Source organism: Streptomyces sp. NPDC050560 (assembly GCF_044457285.1).
GTDB lineage: Bacteria > Actinomycetota > Actinomycetes > Streptomycetales > Streptomycetaceae > Streptomyces.
On record NZ_JBITGT010000020.1, the window covers coordinates 61,365 to 82,065 of the forward strand.

Consider the following 20,701-nt stretch of genomic DNA (forward strand, 5'->3'; position numbering starts at 1 on the left):
ACGCGGCCACCCCCCGAAGCGCCGCGCTACCCCCGCCCGCCGGGGACGTGGACCGCGGGGAGCGGGTTCTCCCTGAACCACCCGGTGAGGAAGTCGAGGAAGACGCTCACCTTCCGGGGGACGGTGTCCCCGGGCCCGTAGATCGCGTGCAGCGGCCGCTCGGGGACGCCCAGCCCGGGGAGCAGGGCGTGGAGCCTGCCGGAGAGGAGGTCGTCGCGCGCCGACCACTGGGGCAGCAGCGCGATGCCGCGGCCGTGCGCGACCGCCTGCCCGAGGGCGAGATAGGAGTTGGACACGTACACCGCGTCGCGCGTCCTGAACGGGGCGGGGGCGTGGTCGGGGCCGAGCCGCCACACCGGGTCATCGGTGTGGACGACGCAGTCGTGCTCCGCGAGGTCGTCGACGTGGGCCGGGGTGCCGCGGCGTTCGAGGTAGTCCCGCGAGGCGCACAGCACGAAGGGCAGCGTGGTGATCCTCCGCAGCCGGACGCTGGAGTCCCTGAGGTCCTGGGTGTGCAGGGCGACGTCGAAGCCGCCGTCGAGGAAGTCGTAGGTGCGGTGGGACAGTTCGCCCAGCTCGAACCGGACGGAGATCTTCGGGTGCGCCGCGGCGAACGACGCCATCGCGTCGGCCAGGTCGACACTGCCGAGCCAGGTGGGCACGGTGACACTGAGGGTCCCCTCTGCCCTGTCGTGCGTCCGGGAGATGTCGGCGTCCTCCTCCTCGATCTCGTCGAGGATGCGCGCGGCGAACTCGGCGTAGCGCAGTCCGGCCCCGGTGAGGCTGACCGAGCGGGCCGTCCGGTTGACGAGCCGGACGCCGAGCTGCCGCTCCAGCTCCGCGACATGCCGTGAGACGAGGGAGCCGGAGAAGTTGAGTGTCCTGGCGGCGCCGCTGAAGCTGCCGACCCTGGCGACGGCGACGAAGCTGTGCATCAGCGAGACACGGTCCATGGCGTTCCTCCCGTCGCCCGTGCGGCCCCTCCGGGCAGGGTCAGGCCACGCTAACAGCAGGTCCCCGGGGGCACACGGACGGGAGCCGCCCGGCCGTGCCCCCCGGCAGGAGCCACAAGACATGGATGGCCAAGTTCAGGGCGTTGAGCTGCGCATTTATGCCACGGTTGTTGTTGAGGGGGTAAGCGGGGTGGCGGGCACGGCGGCGGCACCGCCTGACCTCTGACCGCTCGGTCCCGCCCCGGCTCAGTGGGCCCGAGGTGCGCCACCCGGTGGGAGTCCGGTGTCAGAGGCGGTGCCGGGGCGGGGGGTTGGTTTCCGTCTGTGGCGGGGGAGGCGGTGGGTCGCCAACGGGCTTTCGTCGACGAGGTGTTCGGACACGATGCGCTCCGCTGCCGCCGGGTCCACGTGCCCGTACCAGACGTCGTCCGGCTGCACATTGATCACGGGGGCCTGGTTGCAGGGGTACTGGCATCCGGTCTGGAGGAGTTGTACGTCGTCGTCGCCGAGGCCGTGCGCGGCGAGTGCGAGGGCGAGGGCGCGTGTTGCGGCCTCGGCCCCCTTGGCGGTGCAGCGCGGGCCCCGGCACACGCTGACCTGGTGTCGGTGGTGTGTGACCTCCTCCCAGGCGGCGGACGTCAGTCCCGGTTCGGCGCCCGTGATCGGCTTCGTCCCCACAGCTCCCGCCGTCCCCGCGCCCGTTGCCGTCGCCGCTGCGGCGATGGCGTCCGGTGAGTCGGCGAGTCGGGTGGCGACGAGCAACTCGGGGCGGTGGCCGTGGCGTTCGCGCCACCAGTGCGCGGCGATCCGCCGCAGCCAGGAGTGGGCGGGACCCGAGGAGGCGAGGCGTACGCCGATGAGGGTGACGGTCGTGGTGCCCCTGTCGGCGAGTCTGGTGAGTTCGGTGGAGAGGGAGGGGTCGGCCTGTTGGAGGAAGGCGACGGTGGCGCCGAGTGGAGCGGCGGTGTGCAGGAGCAGGTCGCGCCGGTCGGCCTCGGCGAGCGACATGCCGACCAGGAGCGTGGCCGGGCGCCGGGTGGGTGTGTCCGGGGGAGTCATCGTGGCTGTCCTTCCGCGAGGAGCCCGTTCCACCGGATGTGCGGCCGGTCGTGGCGTGGGTGGCGTTCGACGGTCGCGTCGACCCCGTAGGCGCGGGCGATGGTGGCGGCGGTGAGTACGTCGGAGCGCGGTCCGTGGGCGATGAGGCGGCCGTCGAGCAGTACGGCGATGTCGTCGCAGTAGGCGGCGGCGAGTTCCAGGTCGTGCAGTGCGGCGACGGTGGTGACACCCAGGCTCCGCACGGTGCTGAGGAAGCCGAGTTGGTGGCGCAGGTCGAGGTGGTTGGTGGGCTCGTCGAGCAGGAGCACCCGGGGCTCCTGGGCGAGTGCGCGGGCGAGTTGCACCCGTTGGCGTTCGCCGCCGGAGAGGGTGGGCCAGGCCCGGTCGAGGAGGTGGCCGATGTCGGCGGCGGCGAAGGCGGCGGTCAGTACCGACCGTTCGTGGTCGGCGGTCGCCGCGCTCACCGGGGCCGGCCAGCGGCCGCGGTGCGGGGTGCGCCCGAGGCCGACGACGTCGCGGACGGACAGCGGGAGGTGGGTGTCGGCCTGCTGCTCCATGAAGGCCACGCGCCGCGCGCGGCGGCGCGGTGTGAGCGAGTGGAGGTCGTGCCCGTCGAGCAGGACACGCCCCGCGTCGGGCCGCATGAGCCCGGCGACCGTGCGCAGCAGCGTCGTCTTCCCCGCCCCGTTGGGACCGAGCAGGCCCGTGACGGCGCCGGGCGCCACGTCGAGGGTGACCCCGTCCAGCAGGACGGCGTCTCCGGCGCGTACGACCAGGCCGTCGGCGCGCAGTACCGCGGGGGCCGCACAGCCCGGGAGCGTGCCGTCCTGTGGTGCCGCGTTCACCGGGGTGCCTGCTCGCTACGGCCCCTGCGCCACAGCAGCCAGGCGAAGAAGGGCGCTCCGAGCCCGGCGGTGACGACGCCGACCGGGATCTCGCGGTCGGGGAGCACGGAGCGTGCCGCGATGTCACTGCCGACCAGCAGCGTGGCGCCCAGCAGCGCCGACACGGGCAGCAGCAGTCCGTGCCGTGGGCCGCAGACGAGCCGTACCAGATGGGGTACGACGAGGCCGAGGAAGCCGATGACGCCCGTGTGGGCGACCAGGCAGGCGGTGACCAGAGCGGCGGTGGCGATGAGAAGCCGGCGGGTGCGCTCCACATGGACGCCGACGGAGCGGGCGGCGGTCTCGCCGAAGGCGAAGGCGTCGAGGTCCCGGGCCGCGGATGTCATCACCGCCGTGCCGGTCAGCGCCACGGCGGCCAGGAAGACGGCGGTGGGCCACCGTACGCCCGCCAGCGAGCCGAGCGTCCACTCCATCACACCGCGCGCGGCGTCCCGGTCGCCGAGGACGAGGACGACGAACGACGTGTACGCGCCGCACATCTGCCCCACCGCGATCCCGGCGAGCACGGTCCTGGCGGCGGACAGCGAGCGGGTACCCGCGCCGGAGAGCGCGAGCACCAGCGCGACGGAGAGCAGGGCGCCGGCGAAGGCGGCCGTGGAGACCGCTCCCGTGGCGGCGGCGCCCGCGCCTCCGAGGCCGAGGACGATCACGCTGACCGCTCCCGCAGCCGCGCCGTCGGAGATGCCGAGCAGATAGGGGTCGGCGAGGTCGTTGCCGGTCAGGGTCTGGAGTACGGCGCCGCAGACCGCGAGGCCCGCGCCGGTGGCGGCGGCCCCGAGGACCCGTGGCAGCCGGAGCTGCCAGACGATCTGGTCGTCGAGCAGCGTCACCGGGGGGTTGCCGAGTCCGAGGCGGCGGGCGACGACGTCGAGCACGGTGCCCGGTGGCTCGTGCTGCGAGCCGACGGCGAGGCCGAGGATCATGGCGGCCAGCAGGACCGCCAGGGCGAGGCACAGGATGGCCGCCGCCCGGCCGGAGCCTGCCGGGCGCGCTGCGGTGTGCGGTGCTGCGGTGCGCGGTGGGGCGGTCATGAGCCGGGGTGCAGCTTCGCCAGCCCGTCCGCCACCCGTGCGGCGCCGTCGGCGAGCAGCACTCCGGGCGTCGACTCGGAGAACGGCACCACCACGAACGCCTTGTGCCGTACGGCGGTGAGCTTGCCGAGGACCGGGTCGTGCTCCAGGTAGCGCATCTTGGAGCGTGCCGTGTCCCAGTCGGCGTCCGCGAGCACGATGACGTCCGGGTCGGCCGCGGCGACCTTCTCCCAGCTCGCGCTCTGCCAGCCGCCCGGCAGCTTCTCGAAGACGTTGCGGGCGCCCACCGCGTCGAGGATGAGCTGGGGCCCGCCGTGGCCCGCGCCGACGTAGGGCGTCTTGGTGTTCGAGTCGTACCAGAGCGCCTTGAGGCCCTTGCCAGCGGCGTCGGTCCTCAGCCCGTCGAGTTCCCGCTTCTGCTGTCGTTCGATCGCGGCGCCCTTCCCGGTGACGCCGAAGAGCTTGGCGACGTCGTTGACCTCGCCCCACACCGTCTCCCAGGACACCGGCGGCACCTGCTTGTCGTCGCCGCAGCCGAACGGTGACAGGTAGGAGGGGATGCCCTCGGCCCGCAGTTCGGCGCGGGTGCCGGCGACCTTGCCGGTGAAGGCGCTTGAGTAGGAGGCGTAGAGGAAGTCGGGGCGGGCCGCGAGCAGTTTCTCCTTCGTCGGGTACTCCTTGGAGAGCACCGGGACGGAGTCGTAGGCCGTCTTCCACTTCGCGGGGATGGAGTCGTCGAGGTAGGCGGTGCCGGCCATACGGGACTGGAGGCCGAGGGCGAGGGCCACCTCGGTGGAGCCCTCGTTGAGGGTGACGAGCCTTCCGGGCGGCGCCTTGACGGTGGCGTCGGTCCCGCAGCTTCGCACGGTGACGGGCGCGGCTGCCTTGGCCGTACCGCCGGAGTCGCTGGATGAGTCCGATGTGCTGGGGGCGGGGGCGCCCGTGCAGGCGCCGAGCGCGACGGCGGACAGGCAGAGCGCCAGCGCGTGGGCGACGCGCACGCGGGCCCGGGGGCGTATGGAACGGTGGGATCTGTACGGGCGCAGACCGATGGGCACGTGTTCTCCAAAACCCTCGTGGAACATGTCGCGCCGTGGCCGGTCTCCTGGCTTCCGCTTCGACACGCCGCGGCCGGCCTTCCCGGGCGGGTCCGTCCCGCCCAGTGGCCCTGACCGGCGGCGAGCCGGTCAGCGGGGGCCGCGGTGCTCCGCGGCAACAGTGGCGAGGGCCGCACCGGACTCCGACCGGTTTCCCGAACACCACGGCAACGGAGAAAATACCAAGTGGGCCGGCGGGCGCCCGGGGCGGCAGGAGTGATCTCGCTCTCCGGGAGGAGGCGATCCACCGCCAGCGTGGCCGGACCGATTTCGGGCAGGGCGCTGCCGGTGCGTGTCCGCAGAAACGACTTCCGGGACGGGGAGACCAGAACCGGCACGTCGAACCGGGCCTTCAACCGTTCCAGGCCGGCCAACGCCAGAAGCGACGGTTCCGGAGCGCCCCCGACGTCGCCACGCCCACCGGTACCTCCTGCGGGTCGAGCACGGTGCGTGCCGCGATGTCCACCCACACCAGGAACACCGCCCCTGCCAGCGTGGTGACGGGCAGCAGACGGGCGTGCGGTGACCGCGTGGGTGGCGCGGGGCAGAACGAGCCCACGAAGCCGATCGCGCCCGCGGCGCTGACCAGGACCGCGGTGAGGACGGCGGCGGCGACGGCCACGTCGCCCCAGTCGGCCCCGCGCAGCGCCCGGCAGCCAGAACAGCAGGCCCCGCGGGCGCGTTCCCGGAGGCGACGGGCGGCCCAGAGGCCGGTTCGCCGCCCTCCAGTGGCGTGGTGGGCCCCGCCCGTCCCCCTCACCGCTGCGCGTCAGCTCCGGATTCGCACCGGATTCCCTGGCCCCGGTTGTGGCACGGACTGGCATGCGGAAGGTAGCGAGGGGGCGCGGGTACCGGTCGGCGAGTTGTGGGGGAGGCCGGGAACCAATGCCCGGACCGGGCCGACTACCCCTGTGTGGAGCGAGGATCGGCGAAGCGGTGTCGAGGAAACGGTGTCAGCGGGAACTTTGGTGCGACGGCGGCCGACTACCAGGACGGCGCCCGATTCGTGTGGCACCACCTCATGAACGACCAGCGCGTCCGGGGCCGGGCGGCAGAGCGGATCGCGGCATCCGCCGGCCGGCGCGACGCGGGACCGGGACAGCCGCTCCAGGGCGAGTTTCAGGGGAGTCGCATGACGCCTGACACAGAAGACGTATTCGCGCGCATCAAGGAGGAACACGGCCGAGATTCCCTGGCCCGGGTGGAGAAGATGCTGGAGCCGGGCCGGGGAGAGCGACACCCGCTTCAGCGGAACGCACGGTGGATCCTGCCGGGCATCTCGCCGACGCCCTGGCACGATCCGTACGGGCACGACGAGATCGTCGCCTTCGCCAGGGAACTGGAGTCGCAGCACGGGGCCATCAAGGCCGAGCTGGCCGACGCGTGGGCGCGGCGCCGCGCGGACTTCCACGACTACCAGCACTATCTGCGCAGCCAGCAGGACTGGCAGGCTCTCCACCTCTACCGAGACGGCGCCCAAGTGCCGCAGGCCGCGCGGATCATGCCCACCGCCTCCCGCGTGCTGCGTGAGTACGCCGTGGACACCGGCCTCATCTGCCCCCTGCTGGAGTGCCACTTCTCCACGCTCCTGCCCGGTGCGGTGGTGCCGGCGCACTGCGACCTGTGGAACTTCACCATCAACCTGCACCTGGCCGTGGACATCCCGCCCGGCTGCCTGATCACCGTGGCGGGAGAGAGCCGTTCCTGGGTGGAGGGCCGCTGCCTGCTCTTCGACTACTCCTTCGAACACGAGGCGCGCAACGACGGAGACCGCCCGCGCACCTGCCTCCTCGCCGATCTGTGGCACCCGGAAACCACACTCCCCGAACGCATGGCGCTCACCACGGTGGTACGGGAAGTCCGCCGACTCCTGGACGGGGCATGACGGCGTCGCGGGGTCCGGGCGAGGCACCGCCGTAGCCAGAGGCGCCGCGGACCCGCCACCGCGCCACGCGGTGCGGGCCTGCCTGCCCGGGGCTCAGGCACTCATGCCTGGCGCGGGTGTGCCCGAGAACACGCGGAACGGACACGGGAACGGATCGGACGCGCCGTCGCCGCGCGTCGGCGATGTGCGTGTGCCCGCACGCGTCCCCCACAACGCGATGTCAGCAGCAGGGTCTCCCCGCGCCGAAGGAGGTGATCGAGAATGCCCGCCCAGGAATCCAGCCACACCGTGCGCTCCCGCCTCGTGCGCCCCCTCGCCGTCCTGGCGCTCGCCCAGTTGATCATTTCCCTCGACTACAACGTGGTCTATGTCGCGCTGCCGACGATCGGCGACCGGCTGGGCTTCGCCGCCTCCGACCTCCAGTGGGTGGTGAACGCCTATGTCGTCGCGACGGGGGGATTCCTGCTGCTCGGCGGCAGGGCGACGGACCTGCTGGGCAGGCGCCGGATGTTCCTCGCCGGGGCGCTCGGCTACGCGATCTCGTCCCTGGTCGGCGCCCTGGCGTGGGCGCCGGGGGTGCTGGTGGCGGTCCGTGCGGTCCAGGGGCTCGCCGGATCGCTCCTGTTCCCGGCGACTCTCTCCCTCGTCAACACCCTCCACGCCGAGGGCCCCGAGCGGCATCGCGCGCTGGCGATCTGGGGCGCCGCGGGAGCGGGGGGACTCAGCTTCGGCTCGCTCCTCGGCGGTGTGCTGGTGGCGGGCTTCGGCTGGCCCGCGGTGTTCTTCGTGAACGTCCCCCTGGCCGTGTCCGCCGCGTTCGGGGGCCTGCTGCTGTTCCCCGCCGACGGGCCAGGGGACGGCACCCGCCGCCTGGACGTCCCCGGCGCGGTGACGGGTACGGCGGGAGTCACGTTGCTGGTGTTCCTGCTCGTGCGGGTGCCCGACGCGGGCTGGAACGACGCGTCGGTGCCGGTGGCCGCGGCCCTCGCGGGTGTGCTCCTCGGTGTGTTCGTCGCCGTGGAACACCGCTTTCGCGACCCACTGGTGCCGTCGCGACTGTTCGCGCACCGTGGCCTGACAGTGGCCCTCGGGGTCACGGCGCTGTTCAGTGCCACCTTCAGCGCACTGCCGTACTTTCTCACGCGCTACTTCCAAGGGCTGCGCGGCTACGGGGCGTTCGCCACCGGGCTCGCGTTCCTGCTGCCCTCATTCGTGGTCGCGGCGGGTACGCGCTGGGGTGCTCGGGTGCTGGCCGGCCGGGGGGCCGGGTGGTTGCTCGCCGGGGGACTGGCCCTCGGGGCGCTCGGAAGCGCCGCGCTCGCCCTGTGCCTCACCGCCGAAGGCTCTTACGTCCGCCTCGTACCGGGGATCGTGCTGCTCGGTCTCGGTCAGGGGGCGGTGTGGACCGGCATGTGGGTCACGGCATCCCTCGGGGTGGCGCCCGGCGACCAGGGTGTCGCCTCGGGTCTCGCCTCGACTTCTCTCCAGGTCGGCGGCGCGGTCGGACTGGCCGCCCTGGTGGCCGCGTTCGGCGGCGACGCGTCCCTGTCCGGCGTTCGTGGCGCCGTCCTCACCATCGCGGTGGCGCTCGGCTGCGGCGCGGTGGCGACGGCGGCCGTCCGCCACCGGGCACCGCCCTGACCCGCCCCGCCGTCCTGCCGCCGAAGTCCGTTCCCCCCTGGAGCGCGAGATGTCCGCTACCGCTGGATCGCCCACCCCTCGCCACGCGGTGCTGTCCGCCGTCGCGGGGTGGCTGCCGCCCTGTGTCGTCACCAACGACGAGTTGGCGCTCCGACTGGACACCGATGACGCCTGGATACGGACCCGTACCGGGATTCGCCGCCGCCATCGGGCCGGCCCCGGGCAGGCGACGTCGGACCTGGCCGTCGAGGCGGGACGGCGGGCGGTCGACCTCGACGGCTCCGGGGCCGTCGACGCCGTCATCGTCGCGACGACCACCCCCGACCGCACCTGCCCGGCCACCGCCCCCTTGGTCGCCTCCCGGCTCGGTCTCCGTGGCGTCGCCGCGTTCGACGTGAGTGCGGTCTGCACCGGGTTCGTCTACGGGCTGGCCTCGGCCTCCGGCCTGATCGCGGCGGGCGTGGCACGGCGGGTCCTGCTCGTCGGCGCGGACGTCTACTCGGCCATCGTGGACCCCGATGACCGTGCCAACGCGGTCATCTTCGGAGACGGAGCCGGAGCCGTCGTGCTACGGGCCGGGGAGGCGGCAGAACCCGGCGCCGTGGGGTACTTCGACCTCGGTAGCGACGGGAGCCACGAGGACCTGATCATGGTGGCCGCGGGCGGTTCCCGCCGGCGGGTGCCCGACGCGGCGGGCGGTCACCACTTCACGATGCGCGGACGCGAGGTGTACCGGCACGCCGTCACCCGGATGGCCAGGTCGGCCCGCTCCACGCTGGACCAGGCGGGGCTGAAGCCCCGGGACGTGGCCCTGTTCGTACCCCACCAGGCCAACCTCCGCATCCTGCGGTCGGTCGCCGACGAACTCGGGGTGCCCCGCGAGCGCTGCGCCACCCATGTGGAGACGGCCGGCAACACGGGAGCCGCCTCCATCCCGCTCGCCCTCGCGGACATCGCCTCCCGCCGCGACCTGCCGGCAAGGCGACCGGTCCTGCTGACCGCCTTCGGCGGGGGACTCACCTGGGGCTCGTGCCTTCTCTCCTGGCCCGGGCCCCGCACTCCGCACCATCCGCCCCACCAGAGAGCCGACACACCGGTATGAACGACATCTACGAGGAACTCGTCCGAATCGTCGTGGAGTTGAGTGACGAGACCCCGGAACGCATCGGTCCCGCAACCACCTTCGGCGAACTCGACCTGGACTCGCTCTCTCTGATCGAGATCAGCATGCGCGTCGAGCGCCGCCTCGGTGTCGTCCTGGACGACGCGGAACTCGGCGCCGAACTCACCCTCGCCGGGACCGCCGAACTGATCGGTGCCCGGCGCGCCGGATGAACGCCGACCGCCCGCGAGGCGGTGTCCCGGCCGCACTGCCGGGGCGAACGAAGAACCCACCGCAAGGTAACGCGTGAGGAGCGAGAACCCATGAGGATCGCGGAACGGCCCGGTACCACGTTCGGGGTCACCGTCGAGGACTTCGACCACACGACGGCCTCGGAAGCCGACATCGACAAGCTGAAGCAGGCCGTCTACACGAGCAAGATGGTCGTGCTCAGGGACCAGGACCTGACTGCGCGTCAGTTCCTGGACTTCGGCACGCGACTCGGCCGCCCGGAGGCGTACTACGAGCCCATGTACCACCACCCCGAGTTCGAGGAGATATTCGTCTCCTCGAACGTGCCCGAGAACGGGCAGCAGATCGGCGTCCCGAAGACCGGCAAGTTCTGGCACGCGGACTACCAGTTCATGCCCGACCCCTTCGGCATCACTTTGATCTACCCCCAGGTGATCCCGGCGCGCAACCGCGGCACCTACTACATCGACATGGGAAGGGCGTACGAGCGGCTTCCCGGGGACCTCAAGCGGGAGATCGCCGGCACCAGGTGCCGGCACTCGGTGCGGAAGTATTTCAAGATCCGTCCGCACGACGTGTACCGGCCGATATCCGAGATCATCGACGAGGTCGAGCGCAGGACACCCGCCGTCGTGCAGCCCACCGCCTTCCTCCACCCCATGACGGGCGAGACCGTCCTCTACCTCAGCGAGGGCTTCACCGTCGGCATCGAGGACGGCGCGGGCGACGAACTGGACGGCGACCTGCTGCGGCGCCTGTTCGAGGCCACCGGCCAGCTCGACGACACCTTCGAGCACGAGAACGTCCACCTGCTGAGCCCCGTCAAGGGCGACCTGCTGATCTGGGACAACCGCAGCCTCATCCACCGGGCGCGGCACACCGCGACACCGGAGCCGACCGTCTCGTACCGGGTCACCGTCCACGACGACCGCAAGCTCCACGACGGGCTCACGACGGCATGAGGAATCCCCGGGCAGTGGCGCCGCCACACACCGTCCGCACCGATCCCGAACTGCTCGCCCAGGTGCTCGCGCCCTACAAGGGACACTGCCGCTACATACGGGACGCCCTCGTCACCGGCCGCGACGGCACCCGCGTCACGGTCCGCTCGGCCTGCGAGATCCCGGAATCCTGCTACATCGACGACACCGGTCACCTCAACTCCGTTGAGGTGAACATCTGTTACAACCAGATGATGTACTACCTCGTCGCCGTGTCCGTGCGCGAGAGCCTGCTGAACGGGCTCGGTGACTGGACGCTGGACGACTTCTGGCGCCACCAGTTGCCCGACATCCTGATCGCCCGGTTCACGGCCCGTTTCCGCCGTCCGGTCGACCCGCGCCACTTCACCGCCGAACTGGAGATCAGCTCCCCCGTCCGGCGTGCGCCCGACGGCGCGGCCCCCTTCCTGCACGCCGACTCCCACTACCGCTGCTGGGACAGCGCGGGAGGCCGGTGCGGCGGCGAGGCCGTCCTCGCCTTCGTCAACATCCCCTGACGGTCCGCCCGCCGGTCTCCGTACCGGGATGACGGCGCACCGCACCGCGCCCCGGTGAGCCCGTCCGACCGGCCGGGCCGACCCGAACACACCCGACAACGCCGAGAAGACGGCTCGACAGGAAGGAGGCGGACCCGTGGAAGTACCCGCGACCGACCGGGCCCCCGGCCCCCGCGCCCACCACCCCGAACTGCGCACCCTGGACGCGACGACGGGACACCACGCCGCGCGCACCCCGGACACAGTGGCGGTGCGCTGCGAGGACCGTGCCCTGACCTACGAGGAACTGCACCTCGGCAGCAACCGGGTGGCACGCGCGCTGCTGGCGGCCGGACTCGGCCCGGGTGACCGGGTGGCCTACCTGGGCCGGGAGTCCGAGCGGTACTACGAGATCCTTTTCGGGTGCGCGAAGAGCGGCACTGTGCTGATCCCCGTCAACTGGCGGCTCACCACGCCCGAGGTGGAGCACATACTCCAGGACTCCGGCACCCGGCTGCTCTTCCTCGAAGACGAGTTCAGGCACGTCACCGACGGGCTCACCACGGGCCCGCCGGAGCACGTCGTGCCGCTCGATCCGCCGGAGCGCTACGCGTCCTGGAAGGCCGCGCACCCTCCCGCCGACACGGTCTCCGGCGCCACCGAGGACACCCCCGTGGCCCAGCTCTACACCAGTGGCACCACCGGTCTGCCCAAAGGGGTGGTCCTCGCCCACCGGAGCTTCTTCGCGATCCGGGACGCGATGGCCGCGGCCGGTGTCGACTGGATCGACTGGCGCCGGGGCGACGTCGCCCTGGTGGGAATCCCCGGATTCCACGTCGGCGGACTGTGGTGGGCCACCCAGAACTTCAACGCCGGAACGACCGTGGCGGCGATGCGGGCCTTCGACGCCCGCGCGGCCGTCTCGCTCGTCCGCGGCCTCAAGGTCACCACCGCCTGCGTGGTTCCCGCCATGCTGCGGATGATGCTGGCCGAACCCGGTGTGACCGCGGCGGACTTCGCCACCCTCCGCAAGGTCGTCTACGGCGGCTCCCCGATCTCCGAGGCGCTGCTGGAGCGGAGTATCGACGTACTGCGGTGCGACCTCGCCCAGATCTACGGTCTGACCGAGACCGGCAACACCGCTGTCTGCCTGCCGCCCGCCGACCATGTCCCCGGCAGCCCCCTGCTGCGCGCGGCGGGACGCCCGTACCCGGGTGTGGGGTGCGCCGTCACCGACGAGAACGGCACCGCGCTGCCGACCGGCACCGTCGGGGAGGTACGCCTGCGCACGCCCGCGCGCATGGTCGAGTACTGGGGACTGCCCGAGCGGACCGCCGAGACCCTCGTCGACGGCTGGGTGCGCACGGGGGACGCCGGATACCTCGGCGCCGACGGCCGCCTGTACATCCACGACCGGCTCAAGGACGCCGTGCTCGTCGCGGGTGAGAACGTCTATCCGGCCGAGATCGAGAACGCGCTCGAACACCATCCAGGTGTCGCCGAGGCCGTCGCGGTCGGTGCCCCCGACGACCGCTGGGGCGAGTGCGTGCACGCCTTCGTGGTGCCGGTCGGGGGCACCAGCCTGACACCGCGGGACCTGCACACCTTCCTGACGACTCGGCTCGCCGCCTTCAAACTGCCCGCGCGGTACACGTTCGTCGACAGGGTGCCGCGCAACCCCAGCGGCAAGATCCTCCGGCGGCGGCTGCGCGACCCGCTCTGGAAGGACCGGGACCGCAAGGTCAACTGAGCCGTCGCAAACCACTGGAGAGAGATACACATGTCAGCTCCCCTCACCCTCGATGGTTTCCGCGCGGACCTCGCGGAGTTCCTCTACCAGCGCCCCGAGGAGGTCGACCTCGACGGCAGTCCCCTGGACGCGGGGCTCGACTCGTTGCGCGTCGTCACCCTGATCGAGCGCTGGCGGGAGGCCGGTGTGAACGTGACCTTCGTGGAGATGGCCGAATGCGCCTCCTTCGCCGAGTGGTGGCGGTTGCTCTCCGCGCGCCACGGAGAGGCCGGCCGTGCCGACTCCTGAACCGACCGGCCCCGGCCACGCCCTGCTCGCCGCCCAGGAAGGGATCTGGACGGGGCAGCAACTCGACCCCGGGGGCCCCGCGTACAACACCGGCGAGTACGTGGACATCGAGGGACCAGTGGACACGGCCGCCTTCGAGTCCGCGTTGCGCCGGTCCGTCGTCGAGACGGAGGCGGTGAACGCCGTCTTCGCCGTCGCCGACGACGGCCGCCCCCGTCAGGTCGACGCCCCCGCGGACGGCTGGCCGCTGCACGTCAAGGACCTCACGGCCGCCCCCGACCCCCGGGGGGCCGCGCTGGACTGGATGGCAGGGGACCTCGCGACACCCGTGGACCTGGCGCACGGCCCGCTCTTCGCACACGCCCTGCTGCGACTGGCCCCCGACCGGTACCTGTGGTGGCACCGCGTCCACCACATCGCCCTCGACGGCTTCGGCCTCTCGCTCGTGGCCCGGCGGGTCGCGGACCTGTACACCGCGCTGCTCGCCGGGTCCCCTCCGGCGGAGAGCGGCTTCGGTTCCCTGGCGGCCGTGCGCGCCGAGGAGGCCGCCTACCGCGCCTCCCCGCGCTTCGGACGTGACCGGGACTTCTGGACCCGGAGGTTCGCCGACCGGCCCGCGGTACCGACGCCCGCCCGGCGCGTGGCCCTCCCCGCCCGCACCTTCCGCCGACTGGTGACGGACGTGGAGCCCGAACGGGCCGATGCGCTGCGCTCCACCGCCCGCTCTCTCGGCGTCACCTGGCCGGAGCTGCTGCTGGCCGTCGTCGCGGCCCACCTCGGCCAGGTGACGGGAGCACCGGAGCCCGTGCTGAGCTTCCCCGTGATGGCCCGCTTCGGCTCGGCCTCGCTGCGGGTTCCGTCGACCGTACGCAACGTCCTCCCGCTGCGGCTGCCCGTCGGGCCCGACGACACGGCGCGCACGCTCGCCACCCGGGCGGCGGCCGAACTGCGCGCGGTCCTTCCGCACCAGCGCTACCGGTATGAAGAGCTGCGTCGCGACCTGCGCCTCGTCGGAGGAGAGCGCCGTCTGTCCGGGCCCGGTGTGAACATCATGCCGTTCGCGTACGACCTCCGTTTCGCCGGGCACCGCAGCACCGTCCACAACGTGTCCGCGGGACCCGTCGATGACCTGTCCGTCAACGTCTACGACCGGGCCGAAGGCGGTGGGCTGCGCATGGCCCTGGACGCGCACCCCGACCTCTACGACGCCGGGGCCCTCGCCACGCACAGGCAGGCACTGCTCGCGTTGCTGGAGCAGGCCGTGTCGGCGCCGGACCGCCCGCTCGTCCAGGGACGGGCATCACGGCCCCGGGCGGCCGTGCGGGTCCTCGACGGCGGTCCACTGCCCACCCCGGCGAAGCCCGTTCTCGATCTGATCGCGGAGCACGCCGCCCGGCAGCCGGAAACCACGGCGGTGGAACAGGGCGGGCGCCGCCTCAGCTACGCCGCGCTGCACACCGCCGCAGGCGCACTCGCCACCCGCGTCGCGGCGAGCGGCGCCGGTCGCGGCGACCTGGTCGCCGTCGCACTGCCACGCGGCACGGACGCCGTCGTGGCGACGCTGGGCGTCCTGATGTCCGGCGCAGTCCTGTGCCCCGTCGATCTCACGGGGCCACGGGCCCGCGCGCGATCCATCCTCGACGCGACACAGCCACGGCTGGTCCTCGCGGCGAGTGCCGACGCGAACTCGCTCGGGCCCCACCCCGTGCTCCTGACGGACGGGCCGGCCGAAGCGGTGGGGGCGGAGACGCCGGCACCGCACGCGCCAGCGCCCGGGGACCCGGCCTACGTCATCCACACCTCCGGGACCACGGGTCTCCCCAAGGGGGTCGAGACCGGCCACCATGCACTCGCACGGTTCGTCGCGGGAGCCGGGCACCGGTACGGGCCGGGACGTGACGACCGCGTACTCCAGTTCGCCCCGCCGCATTTCGACACCTACGTCGAGGAGGTCTTCCTCACTCTCTGCGCCGGTGCCACGCTGGTGGTCAGGACCGACGACATGACCGACTCGGTGCCCGGCTTCCTCACGGCGTGCGCCCGGCTCGGCGTCACCTTCCTCGACCTGCCCACGGCCTACTGGCACGAGGTGGCCCACACCCTGTCCACGGGCGCCGCCGCCCTGCCCGCCGCCGTCCACACGGTCGTCGTCGGCGGTGAGGCCGCCCTCGCGGAGCGCGTGGACCGGTGGCGCACCACCGTCGGCTCCGGAGTGCGGCTGGTCAACACCTACGGCCCGACCGAGGCCACCGTGGTCGCCACCGCGGCCGACCTCAACGATCCGTCGCTCGGCCCCGGCGACGTCCCCATCGGGGTGCCCCTCCCCGGTGTCGGCGCCGCCGTCGTGGACGGCGAGCTGTACCTGCTCGGGGAGAACCTCGCGAACGGCTATCTGGGGAGCCCGCCGGACGCCGCGCGGTTCGCCCCGCTCGGCGTGCTCCCCGGCGCCCCGCGCGCGTACCGGACCGGCGACCTGGTGCGGCTGGGCGAGGACGGGCAACTGCGGTACCGGGGCAGGGCCGACATGGAGATCAAGGTCAGCGGGCACCGGGTGCACCCGGCGGAGGTCGAGAGCGCCCTGCTGACCCATCCGCAGGTCGGGGAGGCCGCCGTGATCGGCAGGAGGCTCGACGACGGCACCCAGGCACTCACCGCCTTCCTGGTGCCCGAAGGACCGCCCCCGCGCGCCGTGGACATCCGGTCCCATCTGGCGTCGAGGCTGCCCGCGGCGCTCGTTCCGGCCGCGGTGATCTGTCTCGACCGGCTCCCCATGACCTCCACAGGCAAGACCGATCGTGAGGCCCTGGCCGTTCTGGCCACGGGCAGGGCACCGACGGAGCCTTCGGCGCCGCGGGGCACGGGCGCGGTCGTCACCGACGCCTGGCGCCGGGCCCTCGGACTGTCCGACCTGTCACCGAACGACGACGTCTTCGACGCCGGGGCCCACTCCCTCCAGGCCATCCAGGTGGCCAACCGGCTCGGCGCAAAGCTCGGCCGCGAGGTACGGGTGGCGTGGCTCTTCGAGCATCCGACCCCCGCGTCCCTCGCGGGCTTCCTCGACCTGCGCCGGGCCCCGGAGCGGGGACCGGCAGGGGGGCCGCCCGCCGCCGTGCTCACCGACGCCGTACTCGATCCGGCTGTCCGTCCCGCCGACTGCGCCCGGAAGCCCGGGCCGCCGAGCCGTGTACTGCTCACCGGCGCCACCGGCTTCGTGGGCGCTCATCTGCTGGCCGAGCTGCTGACCGGCACCGGCGCCCACGTCGTCTGCCCGGTTCGCGCCGCCGACGACGTGGCGGCCCGCGAGCGCCTGTCACGCGCCCTGGAGAGCCATCTGATCCGGCTGCCCGCGGACGCGTTCGCACGTGTCACCGCCGTCGGGGCCGACCTCGCGCGCCCCGCGCTCGACGAGCCGCTGCGCGCCGAACTCGCGGCCGGATGCGACACCGTGATCCACAACGCCGCCTCGGTCAGCGTCCTTCGCGACTACACGTCCCTGAGCGCCGCCAACACGCGTGCGACCGCACTGCTGTTGCGCGAGACGGCGGGCCGTTCGGTGCCGCTGCACTACGTGTCCACGCTGTCCGTCGCCCCGCCGCTCGCCCTCGCCGCGGAGGTGCCCGAGACGTTCTTCCCTGCCCACACCGGGCTCCGCTACGGCTACCAGCAGTCCAAGTGGGCCTCCGAGCGCCTGCTCGAACAGGCGTCACAGCGGGGCCTCCCCGTCACCGTGCACCGGCTCGGCCGGGTCGTCGGACCGCCCGCCACCGGAAGCCTCAACGAGCGGGACTTCCTGTGGGGCGTCTTGCGCGCCGGTGTTCCCGCCGGCCTCGTCCCCGCTCTGTTCGAGGAGGAGACCTGGATCGCCGCCGACCACGCCGCCGCCTCCCTCGTCCGTATCTGCCTGGGGCCCGCTCTCCCGAAGGAGACGGTTTTCCATCACGTCGGGTCCCGGGTCCGGCTGGACGACGTCTACGCGTGGGTCGGTGAGTACGGCTATCCGTTGCGCCGGGTGCCGCTGGAGGAGTGGAGGGCGCGGCTGGCGGACTCCGAGGCCGCCGCTCCCAGCCTCGCCTTCTTCGGCGCGAGCGCCTTCGCGGACGGGGACCTGAGTCTCGGCCCCGTCCGCACCGACCACACGGCACGCGCCCTCGACGGCACGGGCGTCACCGCGGCACCCGTCGGCCGCGACCTGGTGTTCCGCGGTCTCGACCACTGCGTGGCCAGGGGGCTGCTGCCGGCCCCCGCCGCTGAACGGCGTCGGGCAGCCGGAGACTGACCGCGAGGGCCGGGAACCCGGCCGCGCCCACCGCCGACTACCTCCAAGGAAGTCCGCTCGCGAGAGCGCCCCCGGAAGGAGTCCCTCATGTTCAGGAAACGGCACGCCGCCCTCGCCCTCACCGGGGCCCTGTGCCTGGTTACGACGGCCTGTGCCGGTTCGTCGGACGGCAAGGGCGGGGCCACGGCCGCCGCCGCGGACAGTCCGGGATACCCCGTCACGATCGAGAACTGCGGTCAGAAGGAGACCTTCGACAAGGCACCCGACAGGGTGGCGGTGATGAACGGCGCCTCCGTGGCCGAGGTGTCCACCCTGCTCGCCCTCGGGCTGGGCGACAGGATCGTCGCCAACCAGCAGACGTACGGCATGTCCGAGGTGCCGGGGCGGGCGAAGGCCATCAAGGGCCTGCCCACCGGGAACGTCAAGCAGAACGACGCCTTCGACATCCCGCGCGAGGCGATGCTCGGGCTCCGTCCTGATCTCGTCCTGTCCACGACCGCCTACGGCTTCGACGGTAAGAACGGTTTCGCGACCCGCGCCCAGCTCGCGGACGTCGACGCCCGCAGCTATGTGTCCCCGCAGGGATGTGACCAGGACACCTCCCATATGACCATCGACGACAGCTACATGCTGCTGAGGGACATGGGCAAGGTGTTCCACGTAGAGGACAAGGCGGACAAACTGATCAAGGCATCGCGCAAGCGGGTGGCCGAGGTCGAACAGGCCGTGGAGTCGGAGAAGAAGCCGGACGTCATGGTGCTGTTCTCCAACATGTCCATGGGAGCCAACGAGTTCAGCTCGGTCGCGGCCAAGGGCATCTACAACGACATACTCGCCAAGGCGGGCGGCACCAACGTCTTCGAGTCGGTGTCGAAGACGTCCTTCGCCGACCTCAGCAAGGAGAAGGTGGCCGCCACCGACGTCGACGCGCTCGTCGTCATCAGCTACAACGACCCCCACCCCGACGCCTATGCCGAGAAGCTGCTCAAGGAGTTCCCCCAGTGGCCGGCGGCCAAGAACCACGAGTACGTTGTCCTGTCCGACTCGGCCTACCTGGGTCCGAGCAACGACATCGCGGTGGACAGGATCGGCCGGATGCTGCACCCGGACGCGTTCTGACCCGTCCGCCGCTGCCGCTCACCGCCGCCCTGCTACTGGTCGCGCTGATCGCCGCCATGACGGTGGCGATCAGCATCGGGGCGGTGACCGTTCCGCTCGGCGAGGTGTGGGGAATCGTGCTGCACCACCTGACCGGCCGCGGTGCGACCGCCGATCCCGCTCTGGACCAGATCGTCTGGAGCTTCCGTACCCCCCGGGTCGTGCTGGCCGCCATGGTGGGGGCGGGACTCGCGGTGGCGGGCTCCGTGCTCCAGACGCTCGTGGCGAATCCCCTCGCCGACCCCACCGTGCTCGGTTTCTCCTACGGTGCCTCGCTCGGGGCGGTCCTCGTCGTCACCCTGGGCGGTGCCGCGCTCGGTGGTCTGGGAGTGTCCGGCGCCGCCTTCGCCGGAGCGCTGCTGGCCGGGGCCCTCGTCTTCGCCCTGGGGCAGCGCCGGGGCCGGATGGCACCCACCCGGCTGGTGCTGGCGGGCGTCGCGGTCGGCTACGTGCTGCTGGCCGCGACCAGCTTCCTCCAACTGAGGGCGACCCCCACCGAGTTGCGGACGGTGATGTTCTGGATGCTGGGCAGCGTCGCCGGCGCCCAGTGGAGCCGGCTTCCGGTCGTCACCGCCGTGGTCGTGCTCAGTACTGGGCTGCTCGCGCTGTTCGGCCGCCGGCTCAACGCCCTCCTCGCGGGGGACGAGGCCGCCGCCTCGCTCGGCGTCGGCGTCGACCGGCTGCGCACGCTCCTCCTCGCCGTCAGCGCCCTGCTGACCGGGACCGTCATCGCGGTCGCGGGCGGGATCGGCTTCGTCGGCCTGATGATCCCGCACCTGGTGCGACTGACCACGGGAGCCGACCACCGGCGTCTTGTGCCGCTCACCGCGCTGCTCGGCGCGGTCTACCTGGTCGTGGTCGACCTGCTGTCCCGGGTGCTCAACCGCCCGAACGAACTGCCGCTTGGCATCCTCACCGCCCTGCTGGGCGCCCCCTTCTTCCTGTGGCTGCTGCGCCGGAACAGGACCCTGGACACCGTATGAGCAACCTGGAACCCGTATGCGGATGACCGTGGACAACCTCCGTGTCACCCTGGACGGCAAGCCCGTCCTGCGCGACACGACCCTCGCCGTCGACGAAGGACAGCTCGTCGGACTCGTGGGGCCGAACGGCAGCGGCAAGTCGACCCTGTTGCGGGCCGCCTACCGTTCCCTGCGACCCACCGGGGGTGTGGTCCGGGTCGGAGGGGACGACGTGTGGGCCCTGAGCGCGCGCACCGCCGCCCGCCGCACCGGAGCCGTGCTCCAGCAGGAGGGCGGTACCACCGTCGGACTGACCGTCATCGAGATCGTGGCCCTGGGCAGAACCCCGCACCACGGGCTGCTCGGCAGGGACGGTGCCGACGACCGGCGCGCGGTGGCGGTCGCGATGCGTCACTGCGGCGTCAGACAGCTCGCCGACCGAGACTTCGCCTCGCTGTCGGGCGGTGAGCGCCAGCGCGTGCTGCTGGCCCGGGCCCTCGCCCAGAATCCCCGGTTCCTCGTCCTCGACGAACTCACCAACCACCTGGACATCCGCGCCAGGTTCCAACTCCTGCGCCTGGTCAGGTCGACCGGTGTCACCACGCTCGCCGCCCTGCACGACCTCGATCTGGCGGCACGGCACTGCGACCGGCTCGTCGTTCTGGACGGGGGCGAGGTGGTGGCGACGGGCCCCGTCCTCGACGTCCTCACCGAGAATCTGATGTGGACCGTGTTCGGAGTGCGGGCCACCGCCTCCCGCCACCCCGACGGCGTGGTGCGCGTCACCTATGCCGCAGACCCACTGACCGTTCCAGCCCCGGGGGGAGCAGGATCGGAGACCGGCACAGGAGCCGTTGTCTGACGC

General features: G+C 72.5%; 17 protein-coding genes, 1 pseudogene and 1 riboswitch. Of the genes and pseudogenes, 12 read left to right on the top strand and 6 right to left on the bottom strand.

All coding sequences use genetic code 11. The features are described 5' to 3' along the window. Positions 1-26: 26 nt before the first annotated feature. The 6 genes and pseudogenes from ACIBIW_RS33295 to ACIBIW_RS33320 all read right to left on the bottom strand — a co-directional run. Entirely contained in the window at positions 27-953 is a 927-nt protein-coding gene (locus ACIBIW_RS33295; protein WP_399341706.1) for a LysR family transcriptional regulator, read from the bottom strand. 246 nt (positions 954-1,199) lie between these two features. Beyond that, positions 1,200-2,012, bottom strand: coding sequence for a (2Fe-2S) ferredoxin domain-containing protein (locus ACIBIW_RS33300; RefSeq protein WP_399341708.1), 813 nt, complete (start codon positions 2,010-2,012; stop codon positions 1,200-1,202). Further along, a complete protein-coding gene (locus ACIBIW_RS33305) occupies positions 2,009-2,857 on the bottom strand; it encodes an ABC transporter ATP-binding protein (RefSeq protein ID WP_399341710.1) in 849 nt (282 codons plus the stop codon). Before ACIBIW_RS33305 ends, ACIBIW_RS33300 begins: the two co-directional genes overlap by 4 nt. Continuing rightward, the gene (locus tag ACIBIW_RS33310) at positions 2,854-3,948 is read right to left on the bottom strand and encodes a FecCD family ABC transporter permease (protein WP_399341712.1); all 1,095 of its coding nucleotides are present in this window, start codon (positions 3,946-3,948) and stop codon (positions 2,854-2,856) included. Before ACIBIW_RS33310 ends, ACIBIW_RS33305 begins: the two co-directional genes overlap by 4 nt. After that, the gene (locus ACIBIW_RS33315) at positions 3,945-4,949 is read right to left on the bottom strand and encodes an ABC transporter substrate-binding protein (RefSeq protein WP_399341714.1); all 1,005 of its coding nucleotides are present in this window, start codon (positions 4,947-4,949) and stop codon (positions 3,945-3,947) included. The genes ACIBIW_RS33310 and ACIBIW_RS33315 overlap by 4 nt, the downstream gene beginning before the upstream one ends. Positions 4,950-5,025: 76 nt before the next feature. After that, positions 5,026-5,227, bottom strand: a riboswitch (cobalamin riboswitch). A gap of 170 nt (positions 5,228-5,397) precedes the next feature. Next, positions 5,398-5,658 (bottom strand): annotated as a pseudogene (locus ACIBIW_RS33320) (iron chelate uptake ABC transporter family permease subunit); the annotation flags it as partial. Between the two features lie 519 nt (positions 5,659-6,177). On the opposite strand from ACIBIW_RS33320, the gene ACIBIW_RS33325 reads away from it, so the two are divergent. The 12 genes from ACIBIW_RS33325 to ACIBIW_RS33380 all read left to right on the top strand — a co-directional run bounded on the left by ACIBIW_RS33325 (position 6,178) and on the right by ACIBIW_RS33380 (position 20,698). Beyond that, positions 6,178-6,930 carry an aspartyl/asparaginyl beta-hydroxylase domain-containing protein gene (locus ACIBIW_RS33325; protein ID WP_399341717.1) on the top strand — a complete coding sequence of 251 codons (753 nt, stop codon included), beginning with the start codon at positions 6,178-6,180 and terminating at the stop codon, positions 6,928-6,930. Between the two features lie 261 nt (positions 6,931-7,191). Next, positions 7,192-8,571, top strand: a complete 1,380-nt coding sequence (locus ACIBIW_RS33330; RefSeq protein WP_399341719.1) for an MFS transporter — start codon at positions 7,192-7,194, stop codon at positions 8,569-8,571. Positions 8,572-8,620: 49 nt separating this feature from the next. Further along, the gene (locus tag ACIBIW_RS33335; protein ID WP_399341721.1) at positions 8,621-9,673 is read left to right on the top strand and encodes a beta-ketoacyl-ACP synthase III; all 1,053 of its coding nucleotides are present in this window, start codon (positions 8,621-8,623) and stop codon (positions 9,671-9,673) included. Further along, the gene (locus ACIBIW_RS33340) at positions 9,670-9,906 is read left to right on the top strand and encodes an acyl carrier protein (RefSeq protein WP_399341723.1); all 237 of its coding nucleotides are present in this window, start codon (positions 9,670-9,672) and stop codon (positions 9,904-9,906) included. Before ACIBIW_RS33335 ends, ACIBIW_RS33340 begins: the two co-directional genes overlap by 4 nt. Positions 9,907-9,996: 90 nt before the next feature. Beyond that, on the top strand, positions 9,997-10,887 hold the full coding sequence (locus ACIBIW_RS33345; RefSeq protein WP_399341725.1) for a TauD/TfdA dioxygenase family protein: 891 nt from the start codon (positions 9,997-9,999) through the stop codon (positions 10,885-10,887). A 14-nt stretch (positions 10,888-10,901) separates the two neighbouring features. Continuing rightward, on the top strand, positions 10,902-11,423 hold the full coding sequence (locus ACIBIW_RS33350; protein WP_399341728.1) for an FcoT family thioesterase: 522 nt from the start codon (positions 10,902-10,904) through the stop codon (positions 11,421-11,423). A 136-nt stretch (positions 11,424-11,559) separates the two neighbouring features. Continuing rightward, positions 11,560-13,152, top strand: coding sequence for a long-chain-fatty-acid--CoA ligase (locus tag ACIBIW_RS33355; protein ID WP_399341729.1), 1,593 nt, complete (start codon positions 11,560-11,562; stop codon positions 13,150-13,152). A gap of 30 nt (positions 13,153-13,182) precedes the next feature. After that, positions 13,183-13,440: a phosphopantetheine-binding protein gene (locus ACIBIW_RS33360; protein WP_399341731.1), complete on the top strand. Its 258-nt coding sequence runs from the start codon at positions 13,183-13,185 to the stop codon at positions 13,438-13,440. Then, the gene (locus ACIBIW_RS33365) at positions 13,427-17,716 is read left to right on the top strand and encodes an amino acid adenylation domain-containing protein (RefSeq protein WP_399341732.1); all 4,290 of its coding nucleotides are present in this window, start codon (positions 13,427-13,429) and stop codon (positions 17,714-17,716) included. The genes ACIBIW_RS33360 and ACIBIW_RS33365 overlap by 14 nt, the downstream gene beginning before the upstream one ends. An 87-nt stretch (positions 17,717-17,803) precedes the next feature. After that, the gene (locus ACIBIW_RS33370) at positions 17,804-18,835 is read left to right on the top strand and encodes an ABC transporter substrate-binding protein (protein WP_399341734.1); all 1,032 of its coding nucleotides are present in this window, start codon (positions 17,804-17,806) and stop codon (positions 18,833-18,835) included. A gap of 56 nt (positions 18,836-18,891) precedes the next feature. Then, on the top strand, positions 18,892-19,857 hold the full coding sequence (locus ACIBIW_RS33375) for a FecCD family ABC transporter permease (protein WP_399341736.1): 966 nt from the start codon (positions 18,892-18,894) through the stop codon (positions 19,855-19,857). A 16-nt stretch (positions 19,858-19,873) separates the two neighbouring features. After that, on the top strand, positions 19,874-20,698 hold the full coding sequence (locus ACIBIW_RS33380) for an ABC transporter ATP-binding protein (protein ID WP_399341737.1): 825 nt from the start codon (positions 19,874-19,876) through the stop codon (positions 20,696-20,698). The last annotated feature ends 3 nt before the right edge of the window (positions 20,699-20,701 follow it).

Bases quoted from the DNA above. Each gene is read 5' to 3' on its own strand.
- ACIBIW_RS33295 (WP_399341706.1), bottom strand. From the start codon at position 953: ATGGACCGTGTCTCGCTGATGCACAGCTTCGTCGCCGTCGCCAGGGTC.
- ACIBIW_RS33300 (WP_399341708.1), bottom strand. From the start codon at position 2,012: ATGACTCCCCCGGACACACCCACCCGGCGCCCGGCCACGCTCCTGGTC.
- ACIBIW_RS33310 (WP_399341712.1), bottom strand. From the start codon at position 3,948: ATGACCGCCCCACCGCGCACCGCAGCACCGCACACCGCAGCGCGCCCG.
- ACIBIW_RS33325 (WP_399341717.1), top strand. From the start codon at position 6,178: ATGACGCCTGACACAGAAGACGTATTCGCGCGCATCAAGGAGGAACAC.
- ACIBIW_RS33330 (WP_399341719.1), top strand. From the start codon at position 7,192: ATGCCCGCCCAGGAATCCAGCCACACCGTGCGCTCCCGCCTCGTGCGC.
- ACIBIW_RS33335 (WP_399341721.1), top strand. From the start codon at position 8,621: ATGTCCGCTACCGCTGGATCGCCCACCCCTCGCCACGCGGTGCTGTCC.
- ACIBIW_RS33340 (WP_399341723.1), top strand. From the start codon at position 9,670: ATGAACGACATCTACGAGGAACTCGTCCGAATCGTCGTGGAGTTGAGT.
- ACIBIW_RS33345 (WP_399341725.1), top strand. From the start codon at position 9,997: ATGAGGATCGCGGAACGGCCCGGTACCACGTTCGGGGTCACCGTCGAG.
- ACIBIW_RS33360 (WP_399341731.1), top strand. From the start codon at position 13,183: ATGTCAGCTCCCCTCACCCTCGATGGTTTCCGCGCGGACCTCGCGGAG.
- ACIBIW_RS33370 (WP_399341734.1), top strand. From the start codon at position 17,804: ATGTTCAGGAAACGGCACGCCGCCCTCGCCCTCACCGGGGCCCTGTGC.
- ACIBIW_RS33375 (WP_399341736.1), top strand. From the start codon at position 18,892: ATGACGGTGGCGATCAGCATCGGGGCGGTGACCGTTCCGCTCGGCGAG.
- ACIBIW_RS33380 (WP_399341737.1), top strand. From the start codon at position 19,874: ATGCGGATGACCGTGGACAACCTCCGTGTCACCCTGGACGGCAAGCCC.